Genomic DNA, 14,520 nt, shown 5'->3' with positions numbered 1-14,520 from the left:
AGAAATATCCGATTAGGAGTTCGCGTGTCCCTCTTCTATATCGTCGCTTTACCCTTCTTTGGAGCGTTGCTCCCTGGCTTGATGAATTCCGCAGGACGTGCTGCGACGGCGGGTGTGACCTTTACCGTCACGCTGGCTGCTTTTGTCGGATTGCTAACAAATCTGCCTAGCGTCCTCGCTGGCGAAGTCGTGATGGCGCGCGTCGATTGGATGCCGCTTTTGGGGCTGAACTTTTCGCTCATGCTGGATGGTCTTGGCTTCTTCTTCGCGCTGCTGATCCTCGGAATTGGTCTTTTGATCATCGCTTATGGTCGTAATTACCTGAGCCGCGACGATAATATGGGGCAGTTTTTTACTTACTTGTTGCTTTTCCAAGGCGCGATGGTCGGCATTGTCCTAAGCGATAACATCCTGCTTTTGCTTGTTTTTTGGGAACTTACGTCACTGTCGTCTTTCCTGCTTATTGGATATTGGAAGCATCTTCCCGAGGGTCGCCAGGGCGCGCGCATGGCATTGACCGTGACGGGCATGGGCGGTCTTGCGATGATAGGCGGCATGCTGATCCTTGGTCAGATTGCAGGCAGTTATGATCTGAGTGTGATCCTGCAAAACCGTGAGTTGATCCAAGCGGATCCGCTTTATGTTGCTGCGTTGATCTTGATCCTCTTAGGTTGTTTCACCAAGTCTGCACAATTTCCGTTCCACTTTTGGCTGCCGCACGCGATGGCCGCGCCGACGCCTGTGTCGGCCTATCTGCACTCCGCGACGATGGTGAAGGCGGGTATCTTTCTAATGGCACGCATGTGGCCTGTTCTGTCTGGGACTCCAGAGTGGTTCGTGATTGTCACAACCGCTGGCTTGATCACAATGGTCTTGGGTGCAGTCATTGCGCTGTTCAAACATGATTTGAAAGCGCTTCTTGCCTTCTCGACGGTAAGTCACTTGGGCTTGATCACGATGCTTTTGGGAACCGGCACTGCCTTTGGCGCGATGGCGGCGATGTTCCACATTCTAAACCACGCCACGTTCAAAGCGGCGCTCTTTATGTCTGCAGGAATCATCGATCACGAAGCGCACACACGTGACATTCGCCGGCTTGGTGGGTTGCGCAAACTCATGCCGATCACCTTTATCATCGCCTCACTCGCAGCACTTTCTATGGCCGGTATTCCGCTGTTGAATGGCTTCCTGTCCAAGGAAATGATGCTGGAAGAAGCGAACCACACAGTGCTGTTCAACTCTCCTTGGTTGGTGCCTGTTTTGGCGACAGTCGGATCACTTTTCTCAGCCGCTTATTGCTTCCGCCTGATCGGTCACGTGTTTTTCGGTCCTGTGCGCGACGACTATCCCGCAAAACCACATGATCCTGCTGCGGGTCTTTGGTTGCCGCCTGCGATCTTGGTTGTGCTTGTAGTGGTTATCGGCGTCGCGCCTTTCCTCGCGGAGCCATTCATCAAGCTCGTCACAGCTTCGGTACTTGGAGATGCGGCTGAAGTGCCCAAATCTTACTTCAAGATTTGGCACGGTTTGGTGCCTGCACTTTATATGTCGATCGTCGCGGTTGTCGGCGGTCTGATCATGCTCCTAATCTTTAAGCCGTCCTTGCGTATTTGGGATGCGATGCCACGCCCAGAAGCGAAGGTGATCTTTGAAGCCATCGTTGAAAGCGTGGCCAAACTGGCCCGCGCGATCATCTTGCCGCTGCACAACGGCGCTTTCTCACGCTACGCGGCGATTGCGGCGATCACGATGGTGGCTGTTGGCTATCACGCGTGGAGCACGGGAACGATTGCTGCGCCTACACGTGAAATGCAGCCTGCCACCCCCGTTGCGGTTGGCGGTTGGCTGATGTTGGTGGCGGCGACTGCGGGCATGGTGATGATGCACCGCAATCGTCTTTTGTCCCTGATCCTGATTGGCATTGTTGGCCTTATGGTCTCTATCGGTTTTGTTTTCTTTAGCGCGCCTGACCTTGCGATGACGCAATTCACCGTCGAAGTTGTGACGATCATCCTGCTCTTGCTGGCGCTCAATTTCTTGCCCAACAGAACGCCGGTCGAAAGCACTGTGCTGCGTCGCGTCCGTGATACCAGCGTGGCGATCTTCGGCGGTCTTGCGACCTTTGCGCTGTCCTATCACTACATGCTGCGCGACGCGGTTACGGCTCCGATTTCCGAATTCCATCTCGCCAATTCTTACAAAGGTGGCGGTGGTACGAATGTGGTGAATGTGATCCTCGTCGATTTCCGTGGCTTTGATACTTATGGCGAAATTATCGTTCTAGGTATTGCCGCGCTCTTGATTTACGCACTGACTGAAACCTTGCTGGGCGGCCCTGTGCGCGCACATTTGTTGAACCGCAAGCCGGATCAAAAGCGTGCGGGTAACAAGCACCCGATGATGATGGTCGTGCTGACGCGCGTGATCATGCCTGTTGTCTTGTTGGTTGGTTTCTACATCTTCCTGCGCGGGCATAATGAACCCGGTGGAGGCTTTATCGCCGGTCTGATCGTGTCGATTGGCGTGGTTATGCAATATATGGCGAGCGGGTTTGGCTGGGCCTCTGCGCGTTTGCGCTACCCTTATCATGGCGTCATTGGCGCAGGTGTTCTGATCGCTGGCCTTACTGGCATCGGGTCTTGGTTCGTTGGCAAACCTTTCCTCACATCAGATTTCACCTATGTGCGCATTCCACCATTTGAAGAGTTCGAATTGGCCACTGCGGCCCTGTTCGACCTCGGTGTTTTCCTGGCCGTTGTCGGGGCCGTGATGCTATCGCTTGAGAGTTTCTCGCGTCTTGCGCGCCAGTCCGGTGGACCTGATAGCGAGCACGCGCTCGACATTGATCCATCGCGTGATGATCCCAAAGAGCCCGCTGAGAAGGAGGCCGTATAATGGAATTTCTAGTTGCATCTGCCATCGGCATTCTTACCGCAGGTGGCCTTTACCTGACGCTGCGCTTACGCACTTTCCCGGTGATTTTGGGCATCTCGTTGCTGACCTATGCGGTGAACGTATTCTTGTTCGCTTCTGGACGTTTGACTGTTGGCGCACCACCGATTCTGACCAAAGGCGTCGAAGTTTACGCGGATCCACTACCGCAAGCATTGGTGCTGACGGCCATCGTGATCTCTTTCGGCATGACAGCCGTTGTCGTGATGATCGGTTTGGGCGCATTTCTAGGCTCGGATGATGACCACGTGGATGACCAACCCGAAAGCGATGACGCCGAAGCGGAGGGCACATCATGATACATTGGATCGTTGCCCCCGTTATTCTACCTGCACTTGTTGCGCCTTTCATCGTGCTTGCTGCGCGCTATCACATTGGCATCCAGCGGGTCTTGTCGCTGGCCGGTGTCGTGGCCTTGGTGATCATCGCTGCGAGCCTTGCGTGGCAGGCATCAGACGGCACAATCACGCTTTATCAGATGGGTGATTGGGCCGCACCGTTTGGCATCGTGCTAGTGGGCGATCAGCTATCAACGATGATGGTTTTGCTGACATCTGTGCTTGCGCTCTTTGTGTTGCTCTATGCCATAGGCTCTGGTTGGGATGATCGTGGACGGCATTTCCATGCGCTGTTCCAGTTCCAACTGATGGGTATCATGGGTGCGTTTTTGACGGGTGACTTGTTCAACTTGTTCGTCTTCTTCGAAGTCCTGTTGATCGCCTCTTACGGTCTGATGATCCACGCGGGCGGCAACGCGCGTCTGAAAGCAGGCGTGCAATATGTGCTGTTCAACTTGATCGGCTCGACGCTGTTTTTGTTCGCGCTTGGCTCTATCTACGCAGAAACGGGCACGCTCAATATGGCGGATCTGGCGAACCGCGTGACGCTGATCGGGCCTGAGGAAACTGTCGGTATCCGCATCGCATCGGTGCTCTTGCTTATGGTGTTCGCGATCAAGGCAGCACTTGTGCCGCTGCATTTTTGGCTTCCGTCGAGCTACGCAGAGGCCCCTGCCCCTGTCGCCGCCCTTTTCGCGATCATGACCAAAGTTGGCGCATATGCGATCATCCGTGTCTACACGATGATCTTCCATCCAGAGCTTGAAGCGACAGCGGGTCTGCACGACCTGTGGCTCTTGCCTGCTGCGCTGATTTCATTGGCGATTGGCATGACAGGTGTTCTGGCCGCAAAGAAACTGGATCGCGTTGTCGCATTTTCGGTGATCGGGTCCATGGGGATGGTGATGATTTCCATCTCGCTGTTCACGCCCGAAAGCATCTCAGCCGCGCTCTATTATATCGTGCATTCCACCCTCGCGGGTGCGACGTTATTCCTGATCTCTGATCTGGTGCGCACTGGTCGCGCCAACCTTGATTTGACAGTGCAGCCTGTGATTTCCGGAAACGCTTTGACGGCTGGCATGTTCTTTGTGGGTGCGATTGCGATGGCGGGTTTGCCGCCGCTTTCTGGCTTCCTTGGCAAGCTCCTCGTACTCGATGCTGCCTTTGACAACGACAAGATGGCGTGGATTTGGGCGATTGTTCTTGGCTCTAGCTTGATCAGCATTCTAGGGTTCGCGCGCGCAGGCAGCATCGTATTCTGGAAAGCACATAGTGTGTCCCATGAAAACGGTGCAGAGGTGCCGAACGCGCCTTCACCATTGGCATACGCGGCCGTCGGTGGCTTGATCGCATTGCTGGTGGCCCATACAGTTTTCGCCGGACAAGTGCATGGATATACGTTCAAGATGGCGGCAGGCCTGTTCGCGCCTGAGGCGTATATTTCCACCGTGGTAGAGACACCCGGCAAGCTAAGCGACGCAAAGAAGGGGGATCACTAAAATGGCACGCGCATATCAATGGCTATTGCCGCACCCTTTCCTGACGCTCTTGCTGGCCATCGTTTGGATCTTGCTTCAAAATGAATTTTCCGCAGGCATGGCGGTCTTTGGCATCATCTTGGGCATTATAATTCCGCGCATGACCTCGATCTGGTGGCCAGATACACCAAACAGTTTCCGGCTGCGCAAAATGGCCAGTTACAGCCTGATTGTGATGTGGGACATCGTTGTTGCGAATATCCAAGTCGCTTGGATCGTACTGTCAGTGCCAAATTCCAAATTGAAACCTGCTTGGGTGGTCGTCCCGCTTGATCTGGTCCAGCCAGAGGCGATTACGATGCTTGCAGGTACGATCACTTTGACCCCCGGAACCGTCTCTGCGGACCTCTCCGACAAAGGGCACAGCCTGCTTGTGCACGTTCTGCACACGGATGATCCCGACAGTGTCGTAGAAGAGATCAAGACCCGCTACGAGGCACGCTTGAAGGAGATTTTCGCATGATGGCTGCTCCTGAGTTCTTGAGCCTTGCGCTGACGATTGTTTTTGTCACGTTGGTGGTAGGGCAAATCCTGTCGATGGTCCGCTTGGTGCTTGGTCCCACATCTGGTGATCGCATTCTCGCGCTCGACACGATGGTGATCAACGCAATTGGCCTTGTTGTTGTGCTTGGCATTTCGCAAGGCGTGCAAATCTATTTTGAGGTCTCATTGCTGATCGCAATGCTTGGCTTCGTATCCACAGTCGCGCTCGCGCGGTTCATTTTGCGGGGGGATATCATCGAATGAGTGGTGAAATTATTGGAACCTATGCGACTGCGATTTTCCTACTGATTGGCGCGGGATTTGTTGCTGTCGGAGTGATTGGCCTGCTTAAATTCAACGACCCTATGACGCGTCTTCACGCACCCACAAAGGTTGGAACCGTAGGTATTGGCGCGCTTTTGGTGGCCTCGATTATACACTCCTACACGCTGGGGGACTCGTCCTATCACGAGTTGCTCATCTTGGCTTTCTTGTTCGTCACAGCGCCAATTTCCGCGAATTTCATCGCAAAGGTGAACATCCATCTGGGCACATGCGAAACACCGCCTCAGCCAGACCGCGATGACACTTGGGCAACTTTGGAGACACCCGACGAGGAAATCGCGAAGAGCTGATCAGCTGTTATCGCGCCAACGGTTCACGATGGGGTAGCGGCGATCCAGCCAGAACGCGCGCCGTGACAGGCGCGTGCCTGGGGCGGATTGGAAGCGTTTGTACTCAGATATGTAGAGCAGATGTTCAATCTTCTTCACCACATCACGCTCATATCCCGCCGCCACACAATCCGCGACAGAGGCGTCATCATCCACGAGCATTTCCAAGATACCATCAAGGATCGGATAATCGGGCAAGCTGTCACTGTCTTTTTGATCAGGACGCAGCTCGGCTGAGGGCGGCTTGTCGATGATCGAGGGCGGAATAACTTCGCCCTTAGGCCCCATCATCCACTCGAAATGGTTTTGGTTGCGCCAGCGGCAGACTTCAAAGACGCGCACTTTGTACATGTCTTTGATCGGGTTATAGCCGCCCGACATATCGCCGTAGATGGTCGCATAACCAACGGCGACTTCGGATTTATTGCCCGTTGTGAGCAACATTGATCCGAACTTGTTGCTCATCGCCATCAAGAGAAGTCCACGCAAGCGCGACTGGATATTCTCTTCGGTGACGTCCGCGTCGAAACCTTCGAACAGAGGTGCAAGCGTGTTGGTGATCGCATCACGCCCTTCTTTGATCGGTACGAAATTATACTCCGCACCAATCCGTTCTGCGCAATCCTTGGCATCATCGAGCGAACCTTGGGACGTATACTCAGACGGCAACATCACGCAGCGCACATTTTCCCCGCCCAGCGCATCAACAGCGATGGTTGCCACCAGCGCGCTATCAATGCCGCCGGACATGCCAAGAAGTACTTTCTTGAAACCCGTCTTGCCCATGTAATCGCGAAGCGCGGTCACGCAGACGCGGTAATCCTGTTCGAACTGACCGGGAATGAGTGCTTTCGCACCATCCTCGACACGCCAGCCATCAGAAGTGCGGGTTAGATCCACATGTGCGATCTCTTCATCAAAGACAGGCATTTGCATCGCAAGCTTGCCACCGGGGTTGAGCGCGAAAGAGCCACCGTCAAAGACCTGATCGTCCTGACCGCCCACCATGTTGAGGTAGATCAGCGGCAAGCCAGTTTCGACAACACGGCTGACCATCTGGTTCATGCGTACATCAAATTTGCCGCGATAATAGGGGGAGCCATTGGGCACGAGCAGGAATTCAGCGCCTGTTTCTTCCAGCGTTTCCGACACGTCCTCGTGCCATGCATCTTCGCAAATGGGGCTGCCGATGCGGGTGTTTCCAACGGAATAAGGGCCGCCCAAAGGACCGCTGTCAAAGATGCGGACCTCATCGAACACATCCTCATTGGGGAGGTTATGTTTGAGTGCCTTGCTCGCGATCTTGCCACCGCGACAGATAAAGTAGGCGTTGTAGAGCTTGCCATCTTCAACCGCAGGTCCACCAATCGCCAAAGCGGGGCCGTCAGCGCATTTCACCGCCAACTTTTCGATCGCGGCGAGGCAGGCCGCTTGCACGGCTGGCTTCATCACCAAGTCTTGCGCGTTGTAGCCTAGGATAAACATCTCTGGTAGAGCGACGAGATCTGCTTTGGCGTCGCGCCCTGCTTCCCAAGCTATGCGCGCTTTGGCGGCGTTGCCTGAAATATCGCCGACAGTCGGGTTCAATTGGCCCAGCGTGATGCGGAAATGATCTGAATTGGCTGCGGCGGTCATGTTTAGCGCTCCGGCAAGATATGTTGATGCAGATGTAGCCCTAGCGGCGGCCAAGGGAAAGAGGGCCGCGCAATGTATGCCCGAAAATCCATTGGCTTTGCACATGTGCTGATCTAGGGTCGCCCCCAAACAGTGGCCTTTAGAACTGGATGCCTTTCATGCGTAACGCTTCGCTCGCTTTTATGATGTCTCTCGCTTTGAGCGCTTTGCCACTTGGTGCGCAAACGACAGATGTGCAAACGAAGCAATATGATGACGGCGGCTTTTATGAAGGCACTTTCAAGGACGGCATGCAGCACGGCTTAGGGACTTATCGCTTGCCCAATGGCTATGAATATTCCGGCGAATGGATCATGGGCGAAATCCTCGGTGAAGGACGCGCGTTGTTCCCGGATGGCGCGGTCTATGAAGGCGCGTTTGCCAAGGGTAAACCCAATGGTATCGGGCGCGTCACATATAATGACGGCAGCACCTACGAGGGCAGCTGGGAGAATGGCGTGCCACAAGGCACGGGTGTATCGATCAGTGCAGATGGCAGCCGCTTTGAGGGCACGTTCAGAGGTGGCAAACATCACGGAAAAGGCAATCTCCAGCGCGCCGATGGCTACACTTACAAAGGCGATTGGGTGAATGGCGTCAAAGAAGGTGCCGCAACAATCGCTTATGCGGATGGCTCTGAATACCAAGGCCAAGTGCAAGACGGCAAACGCGAAGGACGCGGAATTTTCACACTCAGCGACGGAATGATCCTTGATGGGCCTTGGCGCGGTGGGCAACTAAGCGGGATCGGCAAGGTCATCCAGCCCAACGGTGATCTCTATGAGGGCGAGTTGGTCGCGGGACGTCGCGAAGGCAAAGGCAAGGTCATCTATCAGAACGGTGATATTTATGAGGGCGATTTCCTAGACGATCTGCGTCATGGGGTCGGCACGTTCACCGCAGCGGATAACTACATTTATGCAGGCGAATGGCGTCAAGGTTTGATCGAGGGCGCTGGCCGCGTGAACTACCCTGACGGGTCTGTTTATGAAGGGCAGATGCTTAATGGCTTGGCACAAGGCAAGGGGCAGATCACTTATCCCAACGGCTCAGGCTATGTGGGCCAATGGATTGCCAATGTGATCGAAGGCACGGGCCGCGCGGTTTATGCAAACGGCACGATCTACGAAGGCCAATTCAAAGACGCGAAACACGATGGACAAGGCACGCTGACGCGTCCCGACGGGTACAGCTACAGCGGCGCATGGGTCGCAAATGAGATCCTCGGGGTGGGCACTGCGACTTATCCTGACGGATCTATCTATGAGGGCCAATTCACGAACGGGCAGCGCAATGGGCGTGGTGTGTTTCGCATGGCGGACGGGTTTTCGTATGAAGGCGCATGGGCAAGTGGCGCAATGACCGGACAAGGCACGGCGACATATGCAAGCGGTGATATTTATGTTGGCGCATTCGTCGACGGAAAACGTCAAGGTGTGGGCGAGATGCGCTATACCGATGGCAAAGTAACGTCCGGAACCTGGGCAAATGGTCAGCTGATCACGCCAGACGACACGAGCGGCAACTAGTCTTTAAACAACTTCGCCTGCATCCAATTTTTCAAGAAAAATTGCAGCATCCGCGAGAACTGTCGCGCGATGATCTTCGTGCATGCGGTTCCATATGCGATACATATTTCCCATGCGCGCGTTATTTGAAAAACGGTCTTCGTGGCGGATCAGAAAATCCCAATAGAGCACATTAAACGGGCAAGCATTCTCACCTGTTTTTTCCTTCACAGAGTACTGGCAAGATTTGCAGTAATTCGACATGCGGTTGATATAGGCCCCGCTCGACACATAGGGCTTAGAGGCGATGATGCCGCCATCCGCGAACTGGCTCATCCCGATGGTATTGGGCGCTTCGACCCATTCAAACGCATCGGCGTAGACTTCCAGATACCACTCATGCACTTGCTCGGGATCGACGCCTGCGAGCAGCGCAAAATTGCCGGTCACCATGAGGCGTTGAATGTGATGCGCATAGGCCTCCTCGCGGGTTTGCTCCACCGCTTTGGACAAACAATGCATCTTTGTTTCACCGCCCCAATAGAGCGCAGGCAAATCGCGTTTATGCTCTAGCGCGTTGCGCGACGTGTAATTCGGCCCCTCAAGAAAATAGATGCCGCGCACGTATTCGCGCCAACCAATGATCTGACGAATAAATCCCTCCACCGCGTTGATCGGCGCATGCCCATCTTTATACGCCGCTTCAGCGGCTTGGCATATTTCCAACGGACCAAGCAGACCCGCATTTAGGTAAGGTGAAATCACAGCATGATAGAGGAACTTATTTTCGCTCAGCATCGCATCCTGAAAGTCACCAAACCTTGGCAAAGCATGAGTAATGAAATGATCTAACGCGCTCAGAGCGCCCTCTCGCGTTGTGGCAAAGTTGAAACCATCAAGAGTGCCAAAATGATTAGGAAAGCTCGCTTCAACAAGCGCAAGCACGTCTTTGGTAATCGCGTCAGGTTCGAACGGCAAAGGTCCTGAATAGCTGACGTCCTTGGGCGCGGCCTTGCGGTTGTCGTGATCAAAATTCCACTTTTCGCCAACAGGCTTATCACCCTCCATCAACAGGCCCGTCTTACGGCGCATGTCGCGGTAGAAGTATTCCATCCTGAGCGCCTTGCGTCCCTCTGCCCAAGCTTCAAATTCCTGCAAACTGGCGATGAACCGATCGTCTTCCAGTATTTGGATTTTCAGAGGTGCGTCTTCCAATGCTTCGATCAAGCGCCATTCACCCGGCGACGTCGCAAGAACCTCTTTCGCGCCTGTTTCTTCCATACGGCGCAACAATTCGCCAACAATACTGCCCGCGTTTTGCGTGTCGTCAAGCTGCGTGTAACGCACATTCCAGCCATCAGCTTGCAACGCGCGCGCGAAGTTGCGCATCGCAGCAAAGATGAACGCGATCTTTTTTGGGTGGTGCTTCACATAAGTCGCCTCTGCCACGACCTCGGCCATCACCACAATGTCTTCAGCTTTGTTGGCCGCGCTGAGCGCAGAAAGATCAGCGCTCAGCTGATCCCCCAGTACGAGAATGAGTTTCACCAAGGCACCCTTTCGCCGGACCAGTCAAAGAATTGACCTGTGTGAGATGAATCAAGATTTCCAAGAACCCCAAGCAGGTTTTCAGCCGCCTCGGGCGCCGGCACAGTTGCATGGCGCGCAACGTATTTTTCGGTAAAGGGTGTTTGAACCGTTCCGGGGTGCATCGCGACGCAGGCAAGTGATTTGTGCGTGCGCGCAAGTTCTATCGCGCTCGTGTGAACGATCTGGTTCACCGCTGCTTTTGCCGCTCGGTAGGAATACCAGCCCCCCAGGCGATTGTCTCCAATTGAGCCAACGCGCGCCGAAAGAACCCCGATATGTGCTGCGGATTTACGATCCAACAGCCGCGCAGCGTGACGCAAGATCAGCGCAGGTCCGACTGCGTTCAAAGCAAACTGGTCCATCATCGCCTTCCCACTGATCTGCTTTAGCGACTTTTCAGGCTCTGCACCCTCAATCTCCAAAGCTCCGGTTGCGACAATCAACAGATCATAAGTTTGATCCAAAGCGCAAAGCGTGCGCTCCACCGATGCTTCATCAGTTATGTCCAACCCATCACCACTACGCGAGAGCTCTGTAATCCTAGCATCTGACGCTTTGAGCGCAGCACAAAGGGCCGCGCCAATTCCGCCCGAAGCTCCGATAATCAATGCGTTTTTCCATCTCATGTTGGGAAAATAATTCGCCAGCATTTCAGGTCAATCCAAAAAGGGGTTTTCCTTAACCATTTTCGCGGTATAACGATTCCCATGAAGATGAATGGCCATATCCAGATCGACGCACAGCGCACCAGCGCTGGGTCTCTGCTTGGCCTCCTCCTTCTTAGCTGCCTCTGAGCGTGCCGGTCGGCGCGAGCGCTCAGGGGAGTTCAGGTCGCGCCACTTCACATGAAATTCCGGTTTAGTCCTTGCCCAAGCAGGGCGTATGAAAATGAGACAGACAATGAGTACTTCCCAAAAAGATAAAGTCGTCATCTTTGACACCACCTTGCGCGATGGCGAGCAAAGCCCGGGTGCCACAATGAGCCATAGCGAGAAACTCGAAATCGCGGGTTTGCTGGACGATATGGGCGTTGATATCATCGAAGCGGGTTTCCCAATCGCATCAGAAGGTGATTTTCGCGCGGTCAGCGAGATTGCAAAAAACGCGCGCAATTCTGTGATTTGCGGCCTGGCGCGCGCCAATTTCGGTGACATTGATCGCTGCTGGGAGGCTGTAAAGCACGCGAAACAACCACGTATTCACACGTTCATTGGTACGTCACCTTTGCACCGCGCCATTCCAAACTTGACCATGGATGAAATGGCCGAACGCATTCATGATACGGTCAGCCACGCGCGCAACCTGTGTGATAACGTCCAATGGTCACCCATGGATGCGACGCGTACAGAAGAAGATTACCTATGTCGCACCGTTGAAATCGCAATCAAAGCGGGTGCAACAACGATCAACATTCCGGACACTGTCGGCTATACGGCCCCAGTCGAGAGCGCCGAGTTGATCCGTATGTTGATCAACAAAGTTCCCGGTGCTGACGAGATAGTCTTTGCCACCCATTGCCACAATGACCTTGGCATGGCGACAGCCAACTCTTTAGCCGCAGTTGAGGGCGGCGCACGCCAGATCGAATGCACAATCAACGGTTTGGGCGAGCGCGCAGGCAATACTGCCTTGGAAGAAGTGGTGATGGCGCTGAAAGTACGCGGCGACATCATGCCCTTTTCGACCGGGATCGATACGACAAAGCTGATGAACATCTCGCGTCGCGTCGCGGCTGTGTCTGGCTTTGCCGTACAATATAACAAAGCAATCGTAGGCAAAAACGCTTTTGCGCACGAAAGTGGCATTCACCAAGACGGCATGCTGAAGAACGCTGAAACCTTCGAGATCATGCGCCCAGAAGACGTGGGTTTGACCGAGACGAATATCGTTATGGGCAAACACTCCGGCCGCGCCGCTTTGCGCTCCAAGCTGGAGAATTTGGGCTTTGAATTGGGCGACAACCAGTTGAAAGACGTGTTTGTCCGTTTCAAAGAACTGGCGGATCGCAAGAAAGAAGTGTTTGACGACGATTTGGTGGCTTTGATGCGCACGACGAGCGATCCTGAGAGTGATCGCTTGAGCGTGAAATCCTTGCGTGTTGTTTGCGGTACGGATGGCCCGCAAGAAGCGGCACTGACCTTGAGTGTGGATGGCGAAGATCGCTCGACCACTGCGACGGGCGATGGCCCTGTCGATGCAACATTCAATGCGGTTAAAGAACTTTTCGAACATGACGCGCGCTTGCAACTCTACCAAGTGCATGCAGTCACCGAAGGCACGGATGCGCAAGCAACGGTCTCTGTACGCTTGGAAGAAGATGGCAAAATTGTTACCGGCCAGTCTGCGGATACGGATACAGTCGTTGCTTCAGCGAAAGCATATGTCAGTGCGCTTAATCGGTTGCTTGTGCGACGCGAACAAACCGAGGTCGGCTACGACATCAAAGGCGTGGGTTACAAAGATGTGTCTTGAACTTCATCTTTCCAAATAAACTTCCGCCGGAGGCCAAACCGAATTTTCTAGAAAATTCGCACCCCTAACACCGCAAGCCGCCCTAGAAATAAGGGCGGTTTCGCGCCGATTGTCTGGATTCAACCCCTTTTCCCTACCGTAAAAGAGCCTATAAGGATATTTCGCTTGCGCTCATAAGAGTCGCGGGCTCAAAACCATTCTGAGCAGGACCATAGAGCATGGCATTTTGGGACAAAATCTCCGGCCTTTTCACTTCTGACATGGCCATTGATCTGGGCACAGCGAACACGCTTGTCTACGTCAAAGGCAAAGGCGTCGTTCTATCTGAGCCGTCCGTGGTCGCGTATCACATCAAAGATGGCGTGAAAAAAGTGCTCGCTGTGGGCGAAGATGCCAAGTTGATGCTAGGACGTACACCCGGTTCCATCGAAGCTATTCGTCCTATGCGGGAAGGTGTGATTGCTGACTTTGACACCGCTGAAGAAATGATCAAACATTTCATTCGCAAGGTGCACAAACGCTCGACGTTCTCAAAGCCAAAAATCATCGTATGTGTTCCGCACGGTGCAACACCCGTTGAAAAACGCGCTATTCGCCAGTCTGTCCTCTCCGCCGGTGCACGCCGCGCTGGTCTGATCGCAGAGCCTATCGCCGCTGCAATCGGTGCAGGCATGCCAATCACTGACCCGACAGGTAACATGGTGGTCGACATTGGTGGCGGGACGACGGAAGTCGCAGTTCTGTCACTTGGCGATATTGTTTATGCACGCTCCGTGCGTGTTGGCGGTGACCGCATGGACGAAGCGATCATCAGCTATTTGCGCCGCCAGCAAAACTTGCTTGTCGGTGAGTCCACCGCAGAACGCATCAAAACATCTATCGGCACAGCACGTATGCCTGATGATGGTCGTGGTGCGTCGATGCAAATTCGCGGTCGCGATTTGTTGAACGGTGTCCCTAAGGAAACCGAAATTTCCCAAGCTCAAATAGCAGAAGCGCTCGCAGAGCCTGTTCAACAGATTTGCGAAGCGGTGATGACAGCGCTTGAAGCAACACCACCAGACTTGGCGGCTGACATCGTGGATCGCGGTGTGATGCTAACAGGTGGTGGCGCATTGCTCGGCGATCTCGATCTGGCGCTGCGTGAGCAAACCGGACTTGCCGTCTCTATTGCTGACGAAAGCCTTAACTGTGTGGCGCTTGGCACTGGTAAAGCGTTGGAATACGAAAAACAATTACGCCACGCGATTGATTACGATAGCTAATTTCGGCATCGTAGCAACCGAGA

General features: G+C 54.0%; 12 protein-coding genes. 9 read left to right on the top strand and 3 right to left on the bottom strand.

What is annotated here, in order from left to right; genetic code table 11:
• Positions 1 to 24: 24 nt before the first annotated feature.
• The 6 genes from PFRI_RS20720 to mnhG are packed head-to-tail and all read left to right on the top strand — an operon-like array spanning position 25 to position 5,949.
• The gene (locus PFRI_RS20720; RefSeq protein WP_072632597.1) at positions 25 to 2,895 is read left to right on the top strand and encodes a monovalent cation/H+ antiporter subunit A; all 2,871 of its coding nucleotides are present in this window, start codon (positions 25 to 27) and stop codon (positions 2,893 to 2,895) included.
• Positions 2,895 to 3,251, top strand: coding sequence for a Na+/H+ antiporter subunit C (locus PFRI_RS20715; RefSeq protein ID WP_072632596.1), 357 nt, complete (start codon positions 2,895 to 2,897; stop codon positions 3,249 to 3,251). The genes PFRI_RS20720 and PFRI_RS20715 overlap by 1 nt, the downstream gene beginning before the upstream one ends.
• Entirely contained in the window at positions 3,248 to 4,792 is a 1,545-nt protein-coding gene (locus PFRI_RS20710) for a monovalent cation/H+ antiporter subunit D (RefSeq protein WP_072632595.1), read from the top strand. Before PFRI_RS20715 ends, PFRI_RS20710 begins: the two co-directional genes overlap by 4 nt.
• Before the next feature lies 1 nt (position 4,793).
• A complete protein-coding gene (locus tag PFRI_RS20705) occupies positions 4,794 to 5,294 on the top strand; it encodes a Na+/H+ antiporter subunit E (RefSeq protein ID WP_072632594.1) in 501 nt (166 codons plus the stop codon).
• Entirely contained in the window at positions 5,291 to 5,578 is a 288-nt protein-coding gene (locus PFRI_RS20700) for a K+/H+ antiporter subunit F (protein WP_072632593.1), read from the top strand. The genes PFRI_RS20705 and PFRI_RS20700 overlap by 4 nt, the downstream gene beginning before the upstream one ends.
• Positions 5,575 to 5,949, top strand: a complete 375-nt coding sequence (mnhG, locus tag PFRI_RS20695) for a monovalent cation/H(+) antiporter subunit G (protein ID WP_072632592.1) — start codon at positions 5,575 to 5,577, stop codon at positions 5,947 to 5,949. Before PFRI_RS20700 ends, mnhG begins: the two co-directional genes overlap by 4 nt.
• Here mnhG and PFRI_RS20690 read toward each other — a convergent pair whose 3' ends face one another.
• On the bottom strand, positions 5,950 to 7,623 hold the full coding sequence (locus tag PFRI_RS20690) for an NAD+ synthase (protein WP_072632591.1): 1,674 nt from the start codon (positions 7,621 to 7,623) through the stop codon (positions 5,950 to 5,952).
• A 149-nt stretch (positions 7,624 to 7,772) separates the two neighbouring features.
• Here PFRI_RS20690 and PFRI_RS20685 point away from each other — a divergent pair, with 149 nt between their 5' ends.
• The gene (locus PFRI_RS20685; protein WP_072632590.1) at positions 7,773 to 9,191 is read left to right on the top strand and encodes an MORN repeat-containing protein; all 1,419 of its coding nucleotides are present in this window, start codon (positions 7,773 to 7,775) and stop codon (positions 9,189 to 9,191) included.
• Positions 9,192 to 9,194: 3 nt separating this feature from the next.
• Here PFRI_RS20685 and PFRI_RS20680 read toward each other — a convergent pair whose 3' ends face one another.
• Together PFRI_RS20680 and PFRI_RS20675 are read right to left on the bottom strand one after the other, a co-directional pair.
• Complete coding sequence (locus PFRI_RS20680; RefSeq protein ID WP_072632589.1) at positions 9,195 to 10,721, bottom strand: cryptochrome/photolyase family protein; 1,527 nt, start codon at positions 10,719 to 10,721, stop codon at positions 9,195 to 9,197.
• Positions 10,715 to 11,386, bottom strand: coding sequence for an SDR family NAD(P)-dependent oxidoreductase (locus PFRI_RS20675; protein ID WP_072632625.1), 672 nt, complete (start codon positions 11,384 to 11,386; stop codon positions 10,715 to 10,717). Before PFRI_RS20675 ends, PFRI_RS20680 begins: the two co-directional genes overlap by 7 nt.
• Positions 11,387 to 11,660: 274 nt before the next feature.
• Here PFRI_RS20675 and PFRI_RS20665 point away from each other — a divergent pair, with 274 nt between their 5' ends.
• Together PFRI_RS20665 and PFRI_RS20660 are read left to right on the top strand one after the other, a co-directional pair.
• Positions 11,661 to 13,232 (top strand): 2-isopropylmalate synthase, encoded by a 1,572-nt coding sequence (locus tag PFRI_RS20665; protein WP_072632587.1) that lies wholly within the window; start codon positions 11,661 to 11,663, stop codon positions 13,230 to 13,232.
• 218 nt (positions 13,233 to 13,450) lie between these two features.
• Positions 13,451 to 14,497 carry a rod shape-determining protein gene (locus PFRI_RS20660; protein ID WP_072632586.1) on the top strand — a complete coding sequence of 349 codons (1,047 nt, stop codon included), beginning with the start codon at positions 13,451 to 13,453 and terminating at the stop codon, positions 14,495 to 14,497.
• Positions 14,498 to 14,520: the final 23 nt, after the last annotated feature.

Origin of the sequence: Planktotalea frisia (assembly GCF_001890925.1) — a bacterium.
GTDB lineage: Bacteria > Pseudomonadota > Alphaproteobacteria > Rhodobacterales > Rhodobacteraceae > Planktotalea > Planktotalea frisia.
Note: the sequence above shows the minus strand (reverse complement) of the source record. Positions and strands in the feature narration are given on the sequence as shown.

Coding starts and splice junctions, on each gene's coding strand:
- PFRI_RS20715 (WP_072632596.1), top strand. CDS start 2,895: ATGGAATTTCTAGTTGCATCTGCCATCGGCATTCTTACCGCAGGTGGC.
- PFRI_RS20710 (WP_072632595.1), top strand. CDS start 3,248: ATGATACATTGGATCGTTGCCCCCGTTATTCTACCTGCACTTGTTGCG.
- PFRI_RS20705 (WP_072632594.1), top strand. CDS start 4,794: ATGGCACGCGCATATCAATGGCTATTGCCGCACCCTTTCCTGACGCTC.
- PFRI_RS20700 (WP_072632593.1), top strand. CDS start 5,291: ATGATGGCTGCTCCTGAGTTCTTGAGCCTTGCGCTGACGATTGTTTTT.
- mnhG (WP_072632592.1), top strand. CDS start 5,575: ATGAGTGGTGAAATTATTGGAACCTATGCGACTGCGATTTTCCTACTG.
- PFRI_RS20690 (WP_072632591.1), bottom strand. CDS start 7,623: ATGACCGCCGCAGCCAATTCAGATCATTTCCGCATCACGCTGGGCCAA.
- PFRI_RS20685 (WP_072632590.1), top strand. CDS start 7,773: ATGCCTTTCATGCGTAACGCTTCGCTCGCTTTTATGATGTCTCTCGCT.
- PFRI_RS20675 (WP_072632625.1), bottom strand. CDS start 11,386: ATGAGATGGAAAAACGCATTGATTATCGGAGCTTCGGGCGGAATTGGC.
- PFRI_RS20665 (WP_072632587.1), top strand. CDS start 11,661: ATGAGTACTTCCCAAAAAGATAAAGTCGTCATCTTTGACACCACCTTG.
- PFRI_RS20660 (WP_072632586.1), top strand. CDS start 13,451: ATGGCATTTTGGGACAAAATCTCCGGCCTTTTCACTTCTGACATGGCC.